Genomic DNA, 17,451 nt, shown 5'->3' with positions numbered 1-17,451 from the left:
GAGAATCTGGTCCATTCTATGAAACGACTTCTGATCGCCTTTTCCCTCCTGGCCGCGCTGGTGGCACCGGCGCCCGCACAGACGCCGCCCGCCACGCCGGCCGCGCAGCAATTCACCCTCTCCAACGGCATGACGCTGATCGTGCGGCCCGACCGGCGCGCGCCCACCGCGGTGCACATGCTGTGGGTGCGCGTGGGTTCCATGGACGAGGTGGACGGCACCAGCGGCGTGGCGCACGTGCTCGAACACATGATGTTCAAGGGCAGCGAACTGCTCAAACCGGGCGAGTTCTCGCAGCGCGTGTCCGCGCTTGGCGGCCGGCTCAACGCGTTCACCAGCCGTGACGCCACGGCGTATCACGAGCAGGTACCGGCCGATCGCCTGGAAGAAGTGATGCGCCTGGGCGCCGATCGCTTCGCCACCAACCGCTGGAGCGACGAGGAGTTCGCTCGCGAGATCGCCGTGGTGAAGGAGGAGCGGCGTCAGCGCACCGAGGAGTCGCCACGCGCGCGCATGTTCGAGGCCTTCAACGCCATGGTGTGGCAGGCGAGTCCCTACCGCCGGCCCGTCATCGGCTGGATGAGCGACATCGAAGCGATGACGCCGCAGGACGCGCGCGACTTCCACCGCCGCTGGTACGTGCCCGCCAACGCGGCGGTGGTGATCACCGGCGACGTCGACGTGCAGCGCGTGCGCGAGATGGCCGAGCGCCATTACGGGCGCATTCCCGCGGGTGCCGTGCCAGCGCGCAAGCCCCGTACCGAGCCCGCGCAGCAGGGGCCCAGGCGCCTGGTGTACCGCGGCGTGACCGATCAGCCGATGGTGGTGATGGTCTGGCATGCACCGCGATACAGCGGACAGGACGACGAGGCCAGCCGCGACGCCCTGGCGCTGGCGGCGCTGGCGGGCGTGCTCGACGGCTACAGCGGTGCCCGGCTGGACCGCGCGCTGGTGCAGGGCCAGGGCAATGCGGGCAAGCGCGTGGCCGACAGCGCCAGTGCCGGCTATGGCCTGCTCGGGCGCGGCCCGCAGGTGTTCACGCTGTCGGCCGTTCCGGCGCGCGGTGTCACCCCCGAGATGGCCGCAGCCGCGCTCAAGCTGGAGATCGAACGCATCGCGCGCGAGGGCGTGAGCGACGTGGAATTGCAGCGCGTGAAGACGCAGTGGACCGCGAGCGAGGTCTACAAGCTCGACTCGATCATGGGACAGGCGCAGGAGCTGGGCAGCTACTGGATCAACGGGCTGCCGCTGGACGCTGGCGAGCAGCTGATTGCACGGCTGCGCGAGGTCACGTCGGCACAGGTGCAGGCGGTGGCGCAACGCTATTTCACGGAGCGCACGCTCAACACAGGCCTGCTGTTGCCCGAAGCCGCAGAGGGCATCGCCAAGGAGGGCGCGAAATGAGCCGCATTGCACGCCACCTGCTGGCACTGGGAGCGTTTGCGTGGTCCACCTGGGCGCAGGCCGTCATCCCCATCGAACACTGGACGCACGCCAGCGGTGCACGCATTTATCTCGTCAGCAGCCCGGGCATCCCGATGGTTGACGTGCAGATCGACGTCGATGGGGGCAGCCGGCGTGAGCCCGCGGGCAAGACCGGTCTGGCCGGCACCACCGCGAGCCTGCTGAGCGCAGGCGTACGCGCCCACGCGGGCCAGCCCGCACGCGACGAGAACGCGCTCTCGGCCGCCTGGGTGGACCTGGGCGCACAGTTCGGCATCAGTGCCGGCAGCGATCGCTTCTCGGCGCAGTTGCGCAGCCTCACGGACCCCGCCATCCTGCCGCGCGCAGTGGCGCTGGCGGCACAGCAACTGGCGGCGCCCGCCTGGCCCGAGGCAGTGTGGCAGCGCGACCGCGAGCGCGCCGTGGCCGCGCTGCGCGAGGCGCAGAACCGCCCCGCCACCGTGGCCGGGCAGGCGTTTGCGCGTGCGGTGTACGGCGATCATCCCTACGGCCGCTACAGCACGCCCGAGAGCCTGCAAGCCATTGCGGTGAGCGACATGCAGGCGTTTTACCGGCAGCACATGGTTGCGTGCCGCGCGCAGGTGGTGGTGGTCGGTGCGGTCGATCGCGCCGCCACGCAAGCCATCGTCGAGCCGCTGCTGAGCGCGATCGCGCCCCACGGTTGCCCGTCGTTGACCACGGTGCCCGAGGTCGCACCGCTGGCGCAGGCGGCCGAGCAGCGCCTGCCGTTCAAGGCCGCGCAGGCGCAGATCCTCATCGGCCAGCCGGGCATCGCCCGTGATCACCCCGATTTCTTCGCGCTGCTGGTGGGCAACCACATCCTGGGCGGTAGCGGCTTCACCGCGCGCCTCACGCTCGAGGTGCGCGAAAAGCGCGGGCTGACCTACGGTGTCTACAGTGGCTTTTCGCCCGGCCGCCACGCGGGCGCGTTCCAGATCGGCATGACAACGCGCCCCGATCAGGCCGACGAGGCGGTGCGAGTGGTGCGCGAAACGCTGACGCGCTTCCTGGCCGAAGGCCCCACCGACGACGAACTGCGGGCCGCCAAGGACAACCTGATCAACGGTTTTGCGCTGCGCATCGACAGCAACCGCAAGCTGCTCGACAACGTGGCCAACATCGCCTGGAACGGCCTGCCGCTGGACTACCTCGACACCTGGACGGCGCAGATCGAGCGACTCACGCGCGAGCAGGTGCACCGGGCGATGCAGCGGGTTCTGCGCGCCGATCGCATGGTCACGGTGGTGGTGGGTGCCAGCGAGGCCGCAGCCGCGCGTTAAGCTCGGCCCATGAAACACAAGGCCGGTGGGCCGCCGCAGGAGGTGCGCCTCCTGGGCGGCCAGTGGAAACGCAGCAAGCTGCCCGTGGCCGATCGCCCGGGCCTGCGGCCCACGCCGTCGCGCGTGCGCGAAACGCTCTTCAACTGGCTCGGGCAGGATTTGACGGGCTGGCGTGTGCTCGATGCCTTCGCCGGCAGCGGCGCGCTCGGCTTCGAGGCCGCGTCACGCGGCGCGCGCGAGGTGCTGCTGGTGGAGCAGGATCCGGCGCTGGTGGCCGCCCTGCAGGCCGCACGCACCCGGCTGAAGGCCGAAACCCTGCGCGTGCAACGTGGCGACGGTCTGGCCGCGCTGCGTGCCGCGGCAGGGCAGGGGCTGGATCTGGTGTTCCTCGATCCGCCGTTCGACGCCGCTGCCCTGTTCGAGCCCGCGCTGCGCGCGGCGCGCGAGGCCATCGGTGCGAATGGCTTCGTCTACCTGGAGGCGCCGCGCCCCTGGGCCGAGGACGAGCTGGCCGCGCTGGGCCTCGCCCTGCACCGCCACGGCCGCGCCGGCGCCGTGGCCTTTCACCTGCTGCGCCCGACGGCCCCCTGAGCGGCGCGGGATAATCCGGCCATGTCTGCGCCATCCCCACGCATTGCCGTCTACAGCGGCACCTTCGATCCGCTCACGCTCGGCCACGAGGACGTGGTGCGGCGCGCCGCCGGCCTGTTCGACGAGGTGATCGTCGCGGTGGCGGCGGCGCACCACAAGCGCACGCTGTTCACCCTCGCCGAGCGCCTGGACATGGTGAGCGAGGCCGCGCAGCGCATGCCCGGGCGCGTGCGTGCGCTGCGTTTCGACGGGCTGATCATGGATTTCTGCCGCGAGCAGGGTGCCCAGGCCGTGGTGCGCGGCATCCGCAACATCACCGACTTCGATTACGAAGCGCAGATGGCGGCCATGAACCGCAAGCTGCACCCCGGGGTGGAGACCGTGTTCCTGCTGCCGCAGGCGGAGCTGCAATGCATCAGCAGCACGCTGGTGCGCGAGATCGCCAAGCTCGGTGGCGATGTGTCGGCCATGGTGAACCCTTCCGTGGCGGTACGCCTCAACCCGCCGCCTTTGCAGGCCTGAGGACGTCGCCATGGCCTTGCTCATCACCGACGAGTGCATCAACTGCGACGTCTGCGAGCCCGAGTGCCCGAACCAGGCGATCTCCATGGGTGAGGAGATCTATCAGATCGATCCGGCGCGCTGCACCGAGTGCGTGGGGCACTTCGACGAGCCGCAGTGCGTGCAGGTGTGCCCGGTCGCGTGCATTCCGGTCGACCCCGCGCATGTGGAGTCGCGCGAGACGCTGTGGCAGAAGTACCAGCGCCTGCAGAAGGCCGGTCAGGGCTTGTCGGCCGCTGGCGAGGCGCCTCCGGCCTGAGGCGGCACCGGCCCTGGTGGTTTGGGCCGCGGCGGCTTGCTGGTGTGGATCAGCGCGGTGGCCTTGTCCATCTCGCCCGCGATCAGCTGCGGCAGCGCCTTCAGGCTGCGCTCGAGCGCTTGTTCGATGGCAATGCGGTCGTCGGGTGACGGCTTCTTGAGCACCCAGTTGGCGACGTCGTTCTTGTTGCCCGGGTGGCCGATGCCGATGCGCAGGCGCCAGTAGTCGGCGCCGATCTGTGCGTGGATGTCGCGCAGGCCGTTGTGCCCCGCGTGGCCGCCGCCCTTCTTGAGCTTGGCCTCGCCGGGCGGAAGGTCGAGCTCGTCGTGCACCACCAGCACCTCCTCGGGTGCGATCTTGTAGAAGCGCGCGAGCGAGCCCACCGACTTGCCCGACAGGTTCATGAAGGTCTGCGGCTCGACCAGCCAGACCGACTGGCCACCCACGTTGGCACGCGCCACGAGGCCGAAGTGCGAGCGCTCCATCTGCAGCGACACCTTGAGCAGTCGCGCGGCCTCATCCACCCACCAGAAGCCGGCGTTGTGGCGCGTGTGTTCGTATTCGGGGCCCGGGTTGCCCAGGCCGGCGATCAGTTTGATCATGGCTGGCGATTGTCCCAAAAGAAAAGGCCCGCGCAGGGCGGGCCTTGTTCGTGCCGGGACAGAAGCTTACTTCTTGCCCTTGGCCTTCTTCTTGTCGTCGGCGGGCCCTGCAGCCACCGGAGCGGCCACGACTTCCTCGACCGGCTCCACCACGGTGGCAATCGTGATGTCCTTGCGGCCGTGGGTGACGATCTTCACGCCCTTGGGCAGCTTGATGTCGGCACCGTGCACGGTGGCACCTTTGGTGACCTGGCTCAGGTCGACCGTGATGAACTCGGGCAGGGCGGTGGCCAGGCACTCGATCTCGATGTCGTTGGCCACGTGGTTCACGAGGCACTTGTCGAGCTTGACGGCGGGCGACTCTTCGGCGCCGGTGAAGTGCAGCGGCACCTTCTTGCGCAGGCGCGTCTTGTCGTCCACGCGCTGGAAGTCCACGTGCAGCACGAGCGGCTTGTAGGGGTGGTACTGCACATCGCGCAGCAGGACTTTCTCGACCTTGCCGTTGAGCTCCATGTCGAGGATGGAAGCGTGGAAGGCTTCCTTCTTCAGCGCGTGCCACAGGGCGTTGTGATCGAGTTCGATCGTGGCGGGGGCGGTGTTGCCACCGAAAACGATACCGGGCGCGCGACCGGTGATGCGCAGGCGGCGGCTCGCACCCGTGCCCTGCTTGGCGCGCTCGAAAGCGACAAATTGCATGACTGACTCCAGTTGAGGGGTTCCGCGACCAGAACGCCTCTGTTTCAACGATGGCCGCCCGAGGGCGGCCGGCTACTTGCTGCCCTTCAGAACAGGTTGTCCTGATCGGCGAACAAACTCATGACCGACTCGCCCGAGGCGATGCGCGCGATGGTTTCTGCCATCAGCTGCGCCACGGAGAGCTGGCGGATCTTGCCGCAGGCCTGTGCGGCCTGCGACAGGGGAATGGTGTTGGTCACGACCACTTCGTCAAGCGCGCTGCCCTTGGCAATGCGGTCGATGGCCGGGCCCGAGAAGATCGGGTGGGTACAGTAGGCGTAGACGTTGCGGGCGCCGCGCTCCTTGAGCACCTCGGCCGCCTTCACCAGCGTGCCGGCGGTGTCGATCATGTCGTCCATGATCACGCAGTTGCGGCCTTCGATGTCGCCGATCACATGCATCACTTCCGACACGTTGGCCTTGGGGCGGCGCTTGTCGATGATGGCCATGTCGCAATTGAGCTGCTTGGCCAGTGCACGCGCACGCACCACGCCGCCCACGTCGGGCGAGACCACCAGCAGGTCTTCGTAGTTCTTGGTGCGCAGGTCGCCCAGCAGGACCGGCGAGGCGTAGATGTTGTCGACTGGAATGTCGAAGAATCCCTGGATCTGATCGGCGTGCAGGTCCATGGTGAGCACGCGGTTGACGCCCACGGTCTGCAGCATGTTGGCCACGACCTTGGCGCTGATGGGCACGCGGCTCGAGCGCGGCCGGCGGTCCTGGCGGGCGTAGCCGAAGTAGGGGATGACCGCGGAGATGCGCTCGGCCGAGGCGCGCTTGAGCGCGTCGACCATGATGAGCAGCTCCATCAGGTTCTCGTTCGTGGGCGCGCAGGTGGACTGCACCACGAACACATGGCGGGCGCGCACGTTCTGGGTGATCTCGACCGTGACCTCGCCGTCGGAGAAGCGGCCCACGTTGGCCGAACCGAGCTGCGTGCCCAGGTGCTGGGCGATCTCCGCCGCCAGCACCGGGTTGGCATTGCCGGTGAAGATCATGAAATCCGGAGGCTGAACTTGCATGGCGATCCCGGCGGTCAGAGCGGCCACCGGCGCGGCCGCGATCAAAAAACAACGGCCATCGGGGATGGCCAGTGTGAGTGATGTGAACAAAAACGGTGGCAGGGGAGGAAGGACTCGAACCCTCGCATGCCGGAATCAAAATCCGGTGCCTTAACCAACTTGGCGACTCCCCTACGCAGGAGGCCCGTACCACAAGTGCACGAACCCCCGAATTGTCGCAGGTTGTGCAACCACCGGATCGGCTGTCTTGTGTCGCGGCGTCAATCCGCGCACCAGTCGGCCAGTGGATGCACATCCATGTTGCTGCAGACCCGCACCTGCCAACCGTTCGGTGCTTCATCAAGGGCCGTCATGGATTCCGGCAGGGCGGCGAAGACCGCGGTACCAGAGCCGCTCATGCGGGCAGACAGACCTTGCGAAGCCAGCCAGTCGATGCATTCGCCCACCTCGGGGCAGAGCGCTTGCGCGACCGGTTGCAGATCGTTTCGACCGAAGGCCATGCAGGCCTCAAGATTTGACGAGCTGTTTGCAGCAAAGCCTTGGATTGTAGCAGTTTCTGAATCGCGTTTGAGCGCGGGCGAACCGAAGATGTCCGGGGTGGACGCACCGCCGGGGGGTTTGACCACCACCAGCCGTCCGGCGGGCAGGCTCAGCGGGGTGATGTGCTCACCGATGCCTTCCACCCACGCATTGCGCCCACCGATGAAGAACGGCACGTCGGCGCCCAGCGCCAGCCCGATGCGGGCCAGCTCGGCCCGCGGCAGGTTCAACCCCCAGAGGCGGTTGAGGGCCAGCAGGGCGGTGGCCGCGTCCGATGAACCACCCCCGAGCCCGGCTTGCGCGGGCAGGTGCTTGTCGAGCGTGATCCGCGCGCCCAGGGTGCAGCCCGTGGCCTGCTGCAGGGCGCGGGCGGCGCGCACACACAGATCGTCGGCGGGCAGGTTGCCCGGCCGGATGTCTTCGCGCTCGATGCGACCGTCGCCGCGACGTTCGACGTGCAGGCGATCACACCAGTCGATGAGCATGAACACTGACTGCAGCAGGTGGTAGCCGTCGGCCCGGCGGCCAACCACGTGCAGGAACAGGTTGACCTTCGCCGGTGCGGGCAGGTCGTACAGGCGCAACAGGCTCATCGCACCACCAGCCGCAGTTCGGCCGCTGGAGCGGGTTGTTCACGCCGGGCGACCAGGCGGCCCTGCGACTGGGCTGAAAGGTCGGCCTGCCAGCCGCTGGCCTCGCTGGTGCGGCCGGCGAGCCAGTCGAACAGCGCCGCCACCGGCAGCGCCGCGCCGGTGAGCTCGCGCGTGAGTTCGTCCAGGCTGCCGCGGCGCTGCAGATCATTCCCGCGCTGCAGTTCGGCGCCCGCGGGCGACCAGCGCACCGTCGCCAGCGTCTGCCCGAGGACCGAGGTGAGTTGCAGTTCACCCGCCTCGGCGGTGCCGTGCAGGTCGAACAGCGCAGAAAAGGCCTGGGGCGGCTGGCTATCCACCCGCAGCGCGAGGCGCCCGCTCCAGCCACCGGCAGGCAGTGGCGGCCGTGTGGCGCAAGCCCCCAGCAAGGACACCAGGGCCAGCGCGGCGGCCCGCCGGCTGAGCGCGGCGGCAGCCATCACGGCTTCACGTTCAGGCGCCGCAGCGTCTGTTGCAGGGTTTCGTTGTCGTTGGCCAGCAGCAGGCCTTCGCGCCAGATCCTGAGCGCCTCGTCGCGCTGACCTTTCACCCAGAGCACCTCACCCAGGTGGGCGGCTATTTCGGCGTCCGGGCGCTTCCCGTAGGCCTCGCGCAGGATCGTGAGCGCGCGCTCGGTGTTGCCCAGGCGGAATTCGACCCAGCCCAGGCTGTCCTGGATGTAGGGGTCGTTGGGAGCGAGGCTGACGGCTTTCTCGATGAGCTGCTTGGCCTCGGGCAGGCGCTCGTTGCGATCGGCCAGGGAGTAGCCCAGCGCGTTGTAGGCATGGTGGTGCTCGGGCCGCGCCTGGATGAGCTGGCGCAGCAGACGCTCCATCTCCACGGGCAGCCCGGCGCGCTCGGCCATCAGCGCCTGGTCGTACAGCAGGTCCGGATCGTCCGGGAAGCGCTTTGCGGCCTCGGTGTAGACCTCGTAAGCCTCGCGCCAGGCCTTGAAGTCGCGCAACAGCTGGGCTTCAGCCAGGAGTTTGAGGCGCGCATCCTCGGGCCGCCGCTCGGGTTGTTCGCGCAGCAACTGGCGGGCCTCGGCGAGCCGCCCCTGGCGCGCCAGCACCGAGGCGCGACGCTGCTGTGCCGCGATGATGTCCTGGGGGTTGTCGATGCGGTCGATCCAGGCGTTGGCGGCGACGAAATCCTGCTGTTTCTCGGCGATCTCGGCCATCAGCAGGTAGGCCTGCGTGAGACCGCGGCGCACGCGCTCGTCCGGGGCGTCGCGCACCAGCCCGATGTAGGTCTGCAGCGACAGGTTGGCCGCGTCGTAGGCGCGGTCCTGGAGCTGCAGCGAGCCCAGCAGCAACCAGGGCTCGGGCTGGTCGGCGGCACGCGTGGTCAACCGCTCCAGTTGCACGCGCGCATCGCGCAGCCGCTGCAGATCGAGCAACGCGCGTGCGTAGCTGATCGCCACACCCAGATCGCGAGGCCCGTTGCTGCGGGCGGCGTCGATCTGCTGGCGGATCAAGGGCTCTGCCTCGCTCTCACCGCGCTCCAGCAGTTCGACGGCGAGCAGTGCGGGGTAGGGGGATGCCGGGTCGATGGCATGGCCGCGGCGGGCTGCATCCACGGCGGCCGCGGGCCGGTCGTTGAGGAGCTCCATGCGGCCCAGGGTGGTCCAGGCGGACGCGCCATGGGCAGGCTGGTTCATGAAGGGCGTCAGCCCGTCGCGCACCGCAGCCAGTGCCAGGGCCTTGTCGCTGGCGCGCGCAAAGGTCTGCGGGATCGCATTGATGGCGTCGTTGCGGCTGGCGGCCGGGGTGGACTGGAGCAGCTCGCGCAGCACGGGGCCGGTCTCGCCCGCGCGGTTGAGCGCGAGCAGGATCTGCAGCACGAAGCGATCCGCCTCGTTGTCGCCCGGCAAGGCCTGCGACCAGGCGCGGGCAGCGGCCAGCGCCGACTCACCGGAACGCCCCTGCAAGGCCACCTCGACGGCGCGTCGATACAAGGCCGGGTCTTTCTGGCGCCGGGCCGCGTCGAGGATGAGCGAGTAGCCAGCCCCCGGGTCGCCGCCGCGAACATTGAGTTCGCCGAGCAGCAGTTGATAGAACAGCATGGCGTCGAGCGAGGAGCTCGACGGGACTTCGGGCGGGGACGCCGGTGCAGGTGTCTGGGCCAGGGCGTGGGCGGCACCGCCCAGGCCGAATGCGATCGCCAGCGCCGCAGTGAGCCTGCGCGGGCGGGTGGTTCGCGGGCACGAGAGGGGGTTCATCGGGTCATGATAATGGCTGGGTCCGGAGTGCCCGTCCGGTGGATTCGATTTCCCCGACCCGCGTTCCCCCATCCCTTCGCCATCCCGGTTTCCCGGTCCCTCCCGTGCCTGAACTGCCCGAAGTCGAGGTCACTCGCCGCAGCTTTGCCGAGCGCATTGCCGGCGCGACGATCGAAGGTGTGCGCCTGGGCAAACCCTTGCGGTGGCCGTTGGGCTGCGAGCCGTCCGTCCTGCTCGGTCGGCGTGTGTCGAGCGTCCATCGGCGTGGCAAGTACCTGCTGGTGCATCTGGACCACGGCTGCCTCCTGCTGCACCTGGGCATGTCGGGCAGCCTTCAGTTCGCGCCCACCTTGCCTGCCCCGGGGGTGCACGATCACTTCGAGATGCAGACCGATCGCGGCGTGCTGCGCCTGCACGATCCGCGCCGGTTCGGTGCCGTGGTGCACGTGCCCTCGCTCGACGATGCGCGCGCGCGGAAGTTGCTCGATGGCCTGGGCGTCGAGCCGCTGGAGCCCGGGTTCGATCCGGTGGCGTTCCACCGGTCGCTCGCCAAGCGCCGTGCGTCGATCAAGCAGGTGCTGCTCGCGGGGGACATCGTGGTCGGCGTGGGCAACATCTACGCAAGCGAGGCGCTGTTCCTGGCCGGCATCCGCCCCACCGCACGGGCCGATCGCATCAGCCGCCCGCGGGCCGCGCGGCTGCATCGGGCCATCATCGACGTGCTGCAACGCGCATTGGCGCTGGGTGGCAGCACGCTGCGGGATTTCTCGAGTGCGCAGGGCGAAAGCGGCTATTTCCAGCTCGACGCCATGGTGTACGACCGTGCCGGTCAACCCTGCCGTGTCTGCGCCACGCCCGTGCGAGCCATCCGCCAGGGCCAGCGCTCGACCTTCTTCTGCCCGCTCTGCCAGCGGCCCTGACCTTGTGTCCGCCGGGCCACGGCCGGCACCAATAGCGGGTGCTATATTGGCCGATCGTCGGGAACCCGCTGCATGAGTTTCATACAAGCCTTCGATCAGCACGGTGCGTGGCGCAAGCAGTTTGCCTTGCGCCTGAAGCTGCTTTCCGAGTGGCTCACCGACCACGAACTGATGGAGCCGGGCATTCGCGAGCGGCTCGATCAGCTCCATTCCCAAGTCAAGAACGACAAGATCACGGTGGCCTTCGTGGCCGAGTTCTCGCGCGGCAAGTCCGAGTTGATCAACGCCGTGTTCTTTGCCGGTTACGGGCGCCGCATCATGCCGGCCAGCGCCGGGCGCACCACCATGTGCCCCACCGAGCTCGCTTACGACGCCGACCTGCCGCCCTGCCTGCGCCTGCTCCCCATCGAGACCCGGTTGCAGCCGCAGTCGCTGCTCGATTGGCGCAATGCGCCGCACAAGTGGGAGCGCGTCGACCTCGACGTGAACGACCCGAAGCAACTCGCCAAGGCCATCCACAAGGTCGCCGAGGTGCGACGCGTGAGCATGGAGGAGGCCAGGGCGCTCGGCTTCTGGCACGACGAAGTGCCCGAGGACAACCCCTTGCCCGGGGCCGACGGCCTGATCGAGGTGCCGCGCTGGCGCCACGCGCTCATCAACATGGCCCACCCGCTCCTCAAGCAGGGGCTGGTGATTCTCGACACGCCGGGGCTCAACGCCATCGGCGCCGAGCCCGAACTCACCGTGAGCCTGTTGCCGCAGGCCCACGCGGTGGTGTTCATCCTGGCGGCCGACGCTGGCGTCACCAAATCCGACCTGAGCATCTGGCGTCAGCACCTTTCTGCCGTGGGCGATGGCCAGGCCTCGCGCCTGGTGGTGCTCAACAAGATCGACACCATGTGGGACGCGCTGAGCTCGCCCGAGCAGGTGCAGTTGCAGATCGCAGCGCAGCGGGCCGATTCGGCGGAGATCCTGGGCGTGCCGCTGCCGCAGGTGCTGGCCGTCTCGGCGCAGAAGGGCCTGCTGGCCAAAGTCAATCGCGATGACGACCTGCTCAAGGCCAGCCAGTTGCTCGACCTGGAGCGTGCGCTCAGCGACGGATTGCTCGGCCAGCGCCGACGCATCCTCGGCGCTGCCGTGGCCGCAGGTGTCGATTCGCTGCGCGCCGAGACTGGCCGCATGGTGCACGCCCGTGCCCGCGACCTGGTCGAACAGATCCAGGAACTCGAAGGCCTGCGTGGCAAGAACGCCGGCGTGATCAAGCAGATGCGCCTGCGCATCGAGCAGGAGCAGGCCGATTTCGATGCCAGTGGCGCCAAGATCCAGGCCGTGCGCTCGGTGCACCTGCGCCTGCTCAAGGACCTGTTTGCCTTGCTCAGCCCGTCGCACCTCAAGGCCGAGGTGTCGTCCCTGGCCAAGCAGCTCAAGAGCCCGGGCATCAAGCTGGGCGTGCGCCGCGCCTACGACCAGACCTTCGACCGCCTGCGCGAGGACCTGGCCAAGGCCGACCGCATGGCCAACGAGATCCAGTCGATGCTCGAAGGCAGCTTCAAGAATCTCAACGCGGAATACGGGTTCTCTCTGCAGGCACCCAGCGGCCCGCAACTGGGCAGCTACCGCAAGGACCTTGATCTCATCGAGAAGAGCCATTTGCAGTACCTGAGCCTGGGCAACGCGCTGCGCCTGGCCCAGCCCGAGTTCGCCGAGCGGCTGGCGCGCGCACTCATGAGCCGCCTGCGTGTGGTCTACGACACAGCGGTCAACGAAGTCGAGTTGTGGAACAAATCCGCAGCGGCCCAGCTCGACGCGCAGCTGCGCGAGCGGCGGCGCAACTTCACCCGCCGCATCGAGGCGGTGTCTCGCATCCAGCAGGCCGCCAGCGGCCTGGACGAGCGCATCCGCGAGCTGCAGTCGCAGCAGTCGGCGCTGAACCTGCTCGAAGCCAAGTTCGGTGAACTCACCGAGCACCTGCTGACGGCCTCCGAAGAAGAACCCGCCGAAGCCCTGGCCGCATGACGGCGCTGGCGCGCGAGTTCGCCCCTCGCCTGATCGACTGGCAGCGGCGCGCCGGCCGGCATGGTTTGCCCTGGCAAGGCACGCGCGATCCGTACCGCGTGTGGCTTTCCGAGGTGATGCTCCAGCAGACGCAAGTGACCACGGTGCTGGCCTACTACGCGCGTTTCCTCGATCGTTTCCCCGATGTTGCGGCGCTGGCCGCCGCGCCCGCCGACGAGGTGATGGCGTTGTGGAGCGGCTTGGGCTACTACAGCCGCGCGCGCAACCTGCACCGCTGCGCGCAGGTGGTGGTGAGCCAGCATGGGGGGCAGTTTCCGCGCAGTGCGGCCGCGTTGCAGGCGCTGCCCGGCATCGGCGCTTCGACGGCGGCCGCGATCGCGGCGTTCTGCTTCGGTGAGCGCGTGTCCATCCTCGACGGCAATGTGCGCCGCGTGCTGGCCCGGGTGCTGGCGATCGAGGGCGACGTCGCCGACACCGCCACGCAACGCGAACTGGCCGCGCACGCGCAGGCGCTGCTGCCGCCAACACCGTCGAGCGACGACATGTCGGCCTACACACAAGGGCTGATGGACCTGGGCGCCACCGTGTGCACGCGCAGCAAACCGCGCTGCGACGTTTGCCCCATGAACCACCTGTGTGAGGGCCTGCGCACCGGGGCGCCCGAGCGGTTTCCGGTGAAAGCGCGCAAGGCCGTGCGACGCTTCGAGCGCTGGTGGTTGTTGTTGATGGTGCAGGGTGATGCCGTCTGGTTGCAACGCAGGCCCGAGCGTGGCATCTGGGCGGGCCTGTACTCACCGCCGGTGTTCGACACGCAGGCCGCCCTGCACGAGGCAGTGGGGAACGGCGCGGGGGCACTGCAAGCCTGGGAACCGGTGGCGCACAGCCTCACGCACCGCGAGTTGCAGTTGCTGCCCCACCGGCTTGCCACCGAGCCGTCCCACACCCCGGAAATGCCGGGCCAGTGGGTTGCGTTGCCCGCCGCGTTGGCGCTGGGCCTGCCGGCGCCCGTGCGCACGCTGCTGCAGTCGCTGCAGCAGCCCTGAGGAGTCAGCCTTTGCCCCAGTGGTCCGCTTCGCGGTGACGCACGCGCGTCACCCAGCGCGTGCCGAAATGCCCCGCCAGGCGCTCGACGAGATAGACGGAGCGGTGCTGGCCGCCCGTGCACCCCAGGGCCACGGTCACGTAACTGCGATGGTCTCGCATCATCTGCGGCAGCCAGTGGGTGAGGAAGGTGCGGATCTGCTCCTCCATGGCCTGCACGTCGGCGCTGGCCGCCAGGAACGCCGCCACCGGCGCGTCGCGCCCGGTCATGGGTTTGAGTTCGGGTTCGTAGTGCGGGTTGGGCAGCATGCGCACGTCGAAGACGAAATCGGCGTCCATGGGAATGCCGCGCTTGAACGCGAACGACTCGAACACCAGCGTGAGCGGCGTCTGGGTGGCGCCGACGAGCTCCTTCACCTGGCTTCGCAACTGCGCCGGGCGCACCAGGCTGGTGTCGAGCACCAGTGCCTGCTCGCGCAACTCGGCCAGCAACTCGCGTTCGTGCTCGATCGCATCGATCAGCGCACGGTACTGATCGTGTGCGCCCTGCAGCGACAGCGGGTGCAGCCGCCGGGTTTCCGAGAAGCGCCGCACCAGCGTGTCGGTGGTCGAGTCGAGAAAGACGGTGGTGAGCTGCAGATCGTTGCCGCGCAGGGCGGCCAGGCGGCGCGGCAGTCCAGGCAGCGACGATGCACTGCGAACATCCATCGCGATCGCGACCTTCGGTGCGCGATGGTTGCGCTCGAGCTCGACGAAGGACTCCAGCAACTCCGGCGGCAGGTTGTCCACGCAGTAGAAGCCCACGTCCTCCAGCGCCGTCAGGGCCACGGTCTTGCCCGAGCCGGACATGCCGGTGATGACGACGAGTTCGGTGGCGGCGGTTTTCATCACGCGGTGAGCAGCTCGCGCGCGTGCGCAAGCGAGACGTCGGAGCGCTCGTTGCCGCCCAGCATGCGCGCGAGCTCGCGCACGCGGGCCTCATCGTCGATGCCCTGCACCATGCTTTGCGTGCGGCCTTCCTGAACGCGTTTGGCCACCAGCAGGTGGTGATCTGCCGCGGCGGCCACCTGTGCGAGGTGCGTGACGGCCAGCACCTGGCGGTCGCGCCCGAGCTGGCGCATGAGCTTGCCCACGGTATGGGCCACCGCGCCGCCGATGCCGGCGTCGACCTCGTCGAAGATCAGGGTGGGCGCCTGGCCCAGCCGGCTGGTGATGACCGAGATGGCGAGTGCAATGCGCGAGAGTTCACCGCCCGAAGCCACCTTGGCCACCGGCCGCGGCGTGCTGCCCGCGTGGCCGGCGACGCGGAATTCGACCTGTTCGCGGCCGTGGGACTGCGGTGTCTCCAGCGGCAGCAGCGCGACCTCGAAGCGCCCGCCTTCCATGCCCAGCGTCTGCATGGTTTCGGTGACCGCCTTGCTCAGGCGCGGCGCAGCTTTCTGGCGCAGCTGGCTCACGCCCTTGGCCGCCACATCGAAGGCGGCACGTGCCGCGCGCTCGCGGCCCTCCAGGGCTTGCAGGTCGCTGGCTTCGTCCAGCCGCTGCAGATCGGCCCGCCACTGCGCCAGCAAGGCCGGCAGTTCCTCGGCCGGCGTGCGGTAGCGCCGCGCCAGCGACAACCATTGCGACAGGCGCTGATCGAGATCGGCCAGGGCCTGCGGGTCGAGTTCCGCATGGCGTTGGTGCTGGTGCAGGTCGTGCACCGCGTCCTGCATCTGCGCGAGCGCACCTTGCAGCGCGTCCAGCGGTTGCGCGAACGCCGGCTCGATGTGCACCTGGGCTTGCAGGGCGGCGATGGCGCGGCTCAGCAGGCCGGTGGCGTTGTCGTCGGCTTCGTCCAGCGCGTGCAGGGCGGCTTGCGTGGCGTCGATCAATGCCTGGGCGTTGGCCAGGCGTGCGTGGCGCGTGTTGAGCTCTTCCCACTCACCGGCTCGCGGCGCCAGCTTGTCGAGCTCGCCGATCTGCCAGGCCAGGCGTTCGCTGTCCTGGCGCAGCGAGGCCTGGCGTTCGCGCGCAGCGGTCAGTGCGGTCTGGGCTTCCCGCCACGCGCCCCAGGCCTTCACGAGCGGCCCGGTGTCGATGCCGGCAAAGCCGTCGAGCAGATCGCGCACGGCATCGGCGCGTGTGAGGCTTTGCCAGGCGTGCTGGCCGTGGATGTCCACCAGCGAATCGGCAGCCTGGCGCAGTTGGGTGAGGGTGGCCGGGCTGCCGTTGATCCAGGCGCGGCTGCGACCGTCGGCGTCGATCACGCGGCGCAGCAGCAGGCTGTCGTCGTCGGCGAATCCCTGTTCCTCCAGCCAGCCGCGCAACGGGTCGGGGCGGTCGAACTCGGCTGCGATCTCGCAGCGCTGTGCGCCTTCACGCACCACGCCCGCGTCGGACCGTGCGCCGAGCGCAAGCTGCAAGGCGTCCACGAGGATGGATTTGCCGGCGCCGGTCTCGCCAGTGAGCACGCTGAAGCCGCTGGCCAGCTCGAGGTCCAGCGAGGGCACGATGACGAAGTCGCGCAGGGCGATGCGGCGAAGGCTCATGGCAGGGCGCAGGAAATGAAGCGCAATTGTCGCCGGCCGCTCAGGCCCCTTCGTTCCAATGGAGCTTTCGCCGCAACGTGTCGAAGTAGTTCCAGCCCACGGGGTGGAGCAGGCGCAGCGAATGCTCCGAGCGGCGCACGACGATGCGGTCCCCGTGCAGCAGGCTTGCGAAGGATTGCATGTCGAAGCTCGCGCTGGCGTCGCGCCCGGCGACGATCTCCATCGCGATCTCGCTGTGCGAGGGCAGCACCACCGGCCGGTTGGACAGCGTGTGCGGCGCGATCGGCACCATCACCCAGCCACCGATGTCGGGGTGCAGCAGCGGCCCGCCGGCAGACAGGGCGTAAGCGGTGGACCCCGTGGGTGACGCGATGATCAGGCCGTCGGCGCGCTGGTTGGCAACGAAGCGGCCGTCGATCTCCACCCGCAGCTCGATCATGCTGGCCACCGCACCGCGGTTGACCACCACGTCGTTGAGCGCGGTGGCTTCGAACACGCACCGGCCGTCGCGCCACACGCTGGCTGCCATGAGGCTGCGCGATTCTTCCTGGTACTCGCCATGCAGGATGGGCCGAAGGGCGTCGCGGTACTCGTCGAACGGGATGTCGGTGATGAAGCCCAGGCGGCCCTGGTTCACGCCCACCAGCGGCACCCCGTGGCGCGCCATCTGGCGCCCGATGCCCAGCAGTGTGCCGTCGCCCCCCACCACCAGCGCGAGCTGAGCGCTGCAGGGAATGGCCGCGACATCGAGGCTGGGGTGGTCGGTCAGGCCGGTGTTCAGGGCGGTCTGGTGCTCCAGCGACACCTCGCAGCCCTCGGACAGCAGGAACTGCGCGATCTCCTCCACCACATGGCGCGCGCCCGGCGCCTGGTACTTGCCGACGATCACCACATGCGCGAAGCGCAGTGGGCGTTGGGCCACGGGCGCAGTGGCGCGGGGATCGAGCGGGGCATTCATGCGCAAATTACAACATAGGGCCACCGCCCGTGGCCCTGCTCGACCTTTGGTTTCTCACCCCGCATCGAAGCCCTTCCGTAG

17 protein-coding genes and 1 tRNA gene are annotated in these 17,451 nt (G+C 68.9%); 8 read left to right on the top strand and 10 right to left on the bottom strand.

The annotated features are described in order from the left end of the window. The first annotated feature begins 18 nt into the window (after positions 1 to 18). The 5 genes from M3149_RS15985 to M3149_RS15965 are packed head-to-tail and all read left to right on the top strand — an operon-like array spanning position 19 to position 4,155. Complete coding sequence (locus tag M3149_RS15985) at positions 19 to 1,404, top strand: M16 family metallopeptidase (protein WP_251710535.1); 1,386 nt, start codon at positions 19 to 21, stop codon at positions 1,402 to 1,404. Further along, on the top strand, positions 1,401 to 2,744 hold the full coding sequence (locus M3149_RS15980) for a M16 family metallopeptidase (protein WP_251710534.1): 1,344 nt from the start codon (positions 1,401 to 1,403) through the stop codon (positions 2,742 to 2,744). Before M3149_RS15985 ends, M3149_RS15980 begins: the two co-directional genes overlap by 4 nt. Positions 2,745 to 2,753: 9 nt before the next feature. After that, complete coding sequence (rsmD, locus tag M3149_RS15975; protein WP_251710533.1) at positions 2,754 to 3,335, top strand: 16S rRNA (guanine(966)-N(2))-methyltransferase RsmD; 582 nt, start codon at positions 2,754 to 2,756, stop codon at positions 3,333 to 3,335. 21 nt (positions 3,336 to 3,356) lie between these two features. Beyond that, a complete protein-coding gene (gene coaD, locus M3149_RS15970) occupies positions 3,357 to 3,857 on the top strand; it encodes a pantetheine-phosphate adenylyltransferase (RefSeq protein ID WP_251710532.1) in 501 nt (166 codons plus the stop codon). 10 nt (positions 3,858 to 3,867) lie between these two features. Continuing rightward, positions 3,868 to 4,155: a YfhL family 4Fe-4S dicluster ferredoxin gene (locus M3149_RS15965; protein WP_251710531.1), complete on the top strand. Its 288-nt coding sequence runs from the start codon at positions 3,868 to 3,870 to the stop codon at positions 4,153 to 4,155. Here the strand turns inward: M3149_RS15965 and pth are convergent. The 7 genes from pth to M3149_RS15930 form a co-directional block, all read right to left on the bottom strand. Further along, positions 4,116 to 4,757 (bottom strand): aminoacyl-tRNA hydrolase, encoded by a 642-nt coding sequence (gene pth, locus M3149_RS15960; RefSeq protein WP_251710530.1) that lies wholly within the window; start codon positions 4,755 to 4,757, stop codon positions 4,116 to 4,118. The genes M3149_RS15965 and pth overlap by 40 nt on opposite strands. A gap of 66 nt (positions 4,758 to 4,823) precedes the next feature. Next, the gene (locus tag M3149_RS15955; protein ID WP_251710529.1) at positions 4,824 to 5,453 is read right to left on the bottom strand and encodes a 50S ribosomal protein L25/general stress protein Ctc; all 630 of its coding nucleotides are present in this window, start codon (positions 5,451 to 5,453) and stop codon (positions 4,824 to 4,826) included. 86 nt (positions 5,454 to 5,539) lie between these two features. After that, positions 5,540 to 6,514 (bottom strand): ribose-phosphate pyrophosphokinase, encoded by a 975-nt coding sequence (locus M3149_RS15950; RefSeq protein ID WP_251710528.1) that lies wholly within the window; start codon positions 6,512 to 6,514, stop codon positions 5,540 to 5,542. Between the two features lie 96 nt (positions 6,515 to 6,610). Continuing rightward, positions 6,611 to 6,687 (bottom strand) — tRNA-Gln (locus tag M3149_RS15945). Between the two features lie 87 nt (positions 6,688 to 6,774). Beyond that, complete coding sequence (locus tag M3149_RS15940; RefSeq protein ID WP_251710575.1) at positions 6,775 to 7,641, bottom strand: 4-(cytidine 5'-diphospho)-2-C-methyl-D-erythritol kinase; 867 nt, start codon at positions 7,639 to 7,641, stop codon at positions 6,775 to 6,777. 2 nt (positions 7,642 to 7,643) lie between these two features. Beyond that, positions 7,644 to 8,123: an outer membrane lipoprotein LolB gene (locus M3149_RS15935; RefSeq protein WP_251710574.1), complete on the bottom strand. Its 480-nt coding sequence runs from the start codon at positions 8,121 to 8,123 to the stop codon at positions 7,644 to 7,646. Continuing rightward, positions 8,123 to 9,904: a tetratricopeptide repeat protein gene (locus tag M3149_RS15930; protein WP_251710527.1), complete on the bottom strand. Its 1,782-nt coding sequence runs from the start codon at positions 9,902 to 9,904 to the stop codon at positions 8,123 to 8,125. The genes M3149_RS15935 and M3149_RS15930 overlap by 1 nt, the downstream gene beginning before the upstream one ends. 104 nt (positions 9,905 to 10,008) lie before the next feature. Between M3149_RS15930 and mutM the strand changes: the two genes are divergently transcribed. The 3 genes from mutM to mutY all read left to right on the top strand — a co-directional run bounded on the left by mutM (position 10,009) and on the right by mutY (position 13,883). Continuing rightward, complete coding sequence (mutM, locus tag M3149_RS15925) at positions 10,009 to 10,824, top strand: bifunctional DNA-formamidopyrimidine glycosylase/DNA-(apurinic or apyrimidinic site) lyase (RefSeq protein WP_251710526.1); 816 nt, start codon at positions 10,009 to 10,011, stop codon at positions 10,822 to 10,824. Positions 10,825 to 10,896: 72 nt separating this feature from the next. After that, the gene (locus tag M3149_RS15920) at positions 10,897 to 12,840 is read left to right on the top strand and encodes a dynamin family protein (RefSeq protein ID WP_251710525.1); all 1,944 of its coding nucleotides are present in this window, start codon (positions 10,897 to 10,899) and stop codon (positions 12,838 to 12,840) included. Further along, complete coding sequence (gene mutY / locus M3149_RS15915) at positions 12,837 to 13,883, top strand: A/G-specific adenine glycosylase (protein ID WP_251710524.1); 1,047 nt, start codon at positions 12,837 to 12,839, stop codon at positions 13,881 to 13,883. The genes M3149_RS15920 and mutY overlap by 4 nt, the downstream gene beginning before the upstream one ends. A gap of 4 nt (positions 13,884 to 13,887) precedes the next feature. Here mutY and rapZ read toward each other — a convergent pair whose 3' ends face one another. The 3 genes from rapZ to M3149_RS15900 are packed head-to-tail and all read right to left on the bottom strand — an operon-like array spanning position 13,888 to position 17,370. Beyond that, entirely contained in the window at positions 13,888 to 14,769 is an 882-nt protein-coding gene (rapZ, locus tag M3149_RS15910; protein WP_251710523.1) for an RNase adapter RapZ, read from the bottom strand. Continuing rightward, entirely contained in the window at positions 14,769 to 16,412 is a 1,644-nt protein-coding gene (gene recN, locus M3149_RS15905) for a DNA repair protein RecN (RefSeq protein ID WP_251710522.1), read from the bottom strand. The genes rapZ and recN overlap by 1 nt, the downstream gene beginning before the upstream one ends. Before the next feature lie 40 nt (positions 16,413 to 16,452). Continuing rightward, the gene (locus M3149_RS15900) at positions 16,453 to 17,370 is read right to left on the bottom strand and encodes an NAD kinase (protein WP_251710521.1); all 918 of its coding nucleotides are present in this window, start codon (positions 17,368 to 17,370) and stop codon (positions 16,453 to 16,455) included. Between the last annotated feature and the right edge of the window lie 81 nt (positions 17,371 to 17,451).

The organism is Hydrogenophaga intermedia, from assembly GCF_023715105.1.
GTDB classification, from domain to species: Bacteria; Pseudomonadota; Gammaproteobacteria; order Burkholderiales; family Burkholderiaceae_C; genus Hydrogenophaga; species Hydrogenophaga intermedia_A.
The sequence above is the reverse complement of the archived record's forward strand: the minus strand, read 5'-3'. Positions and strand labels throughout refer to the sequence as shown.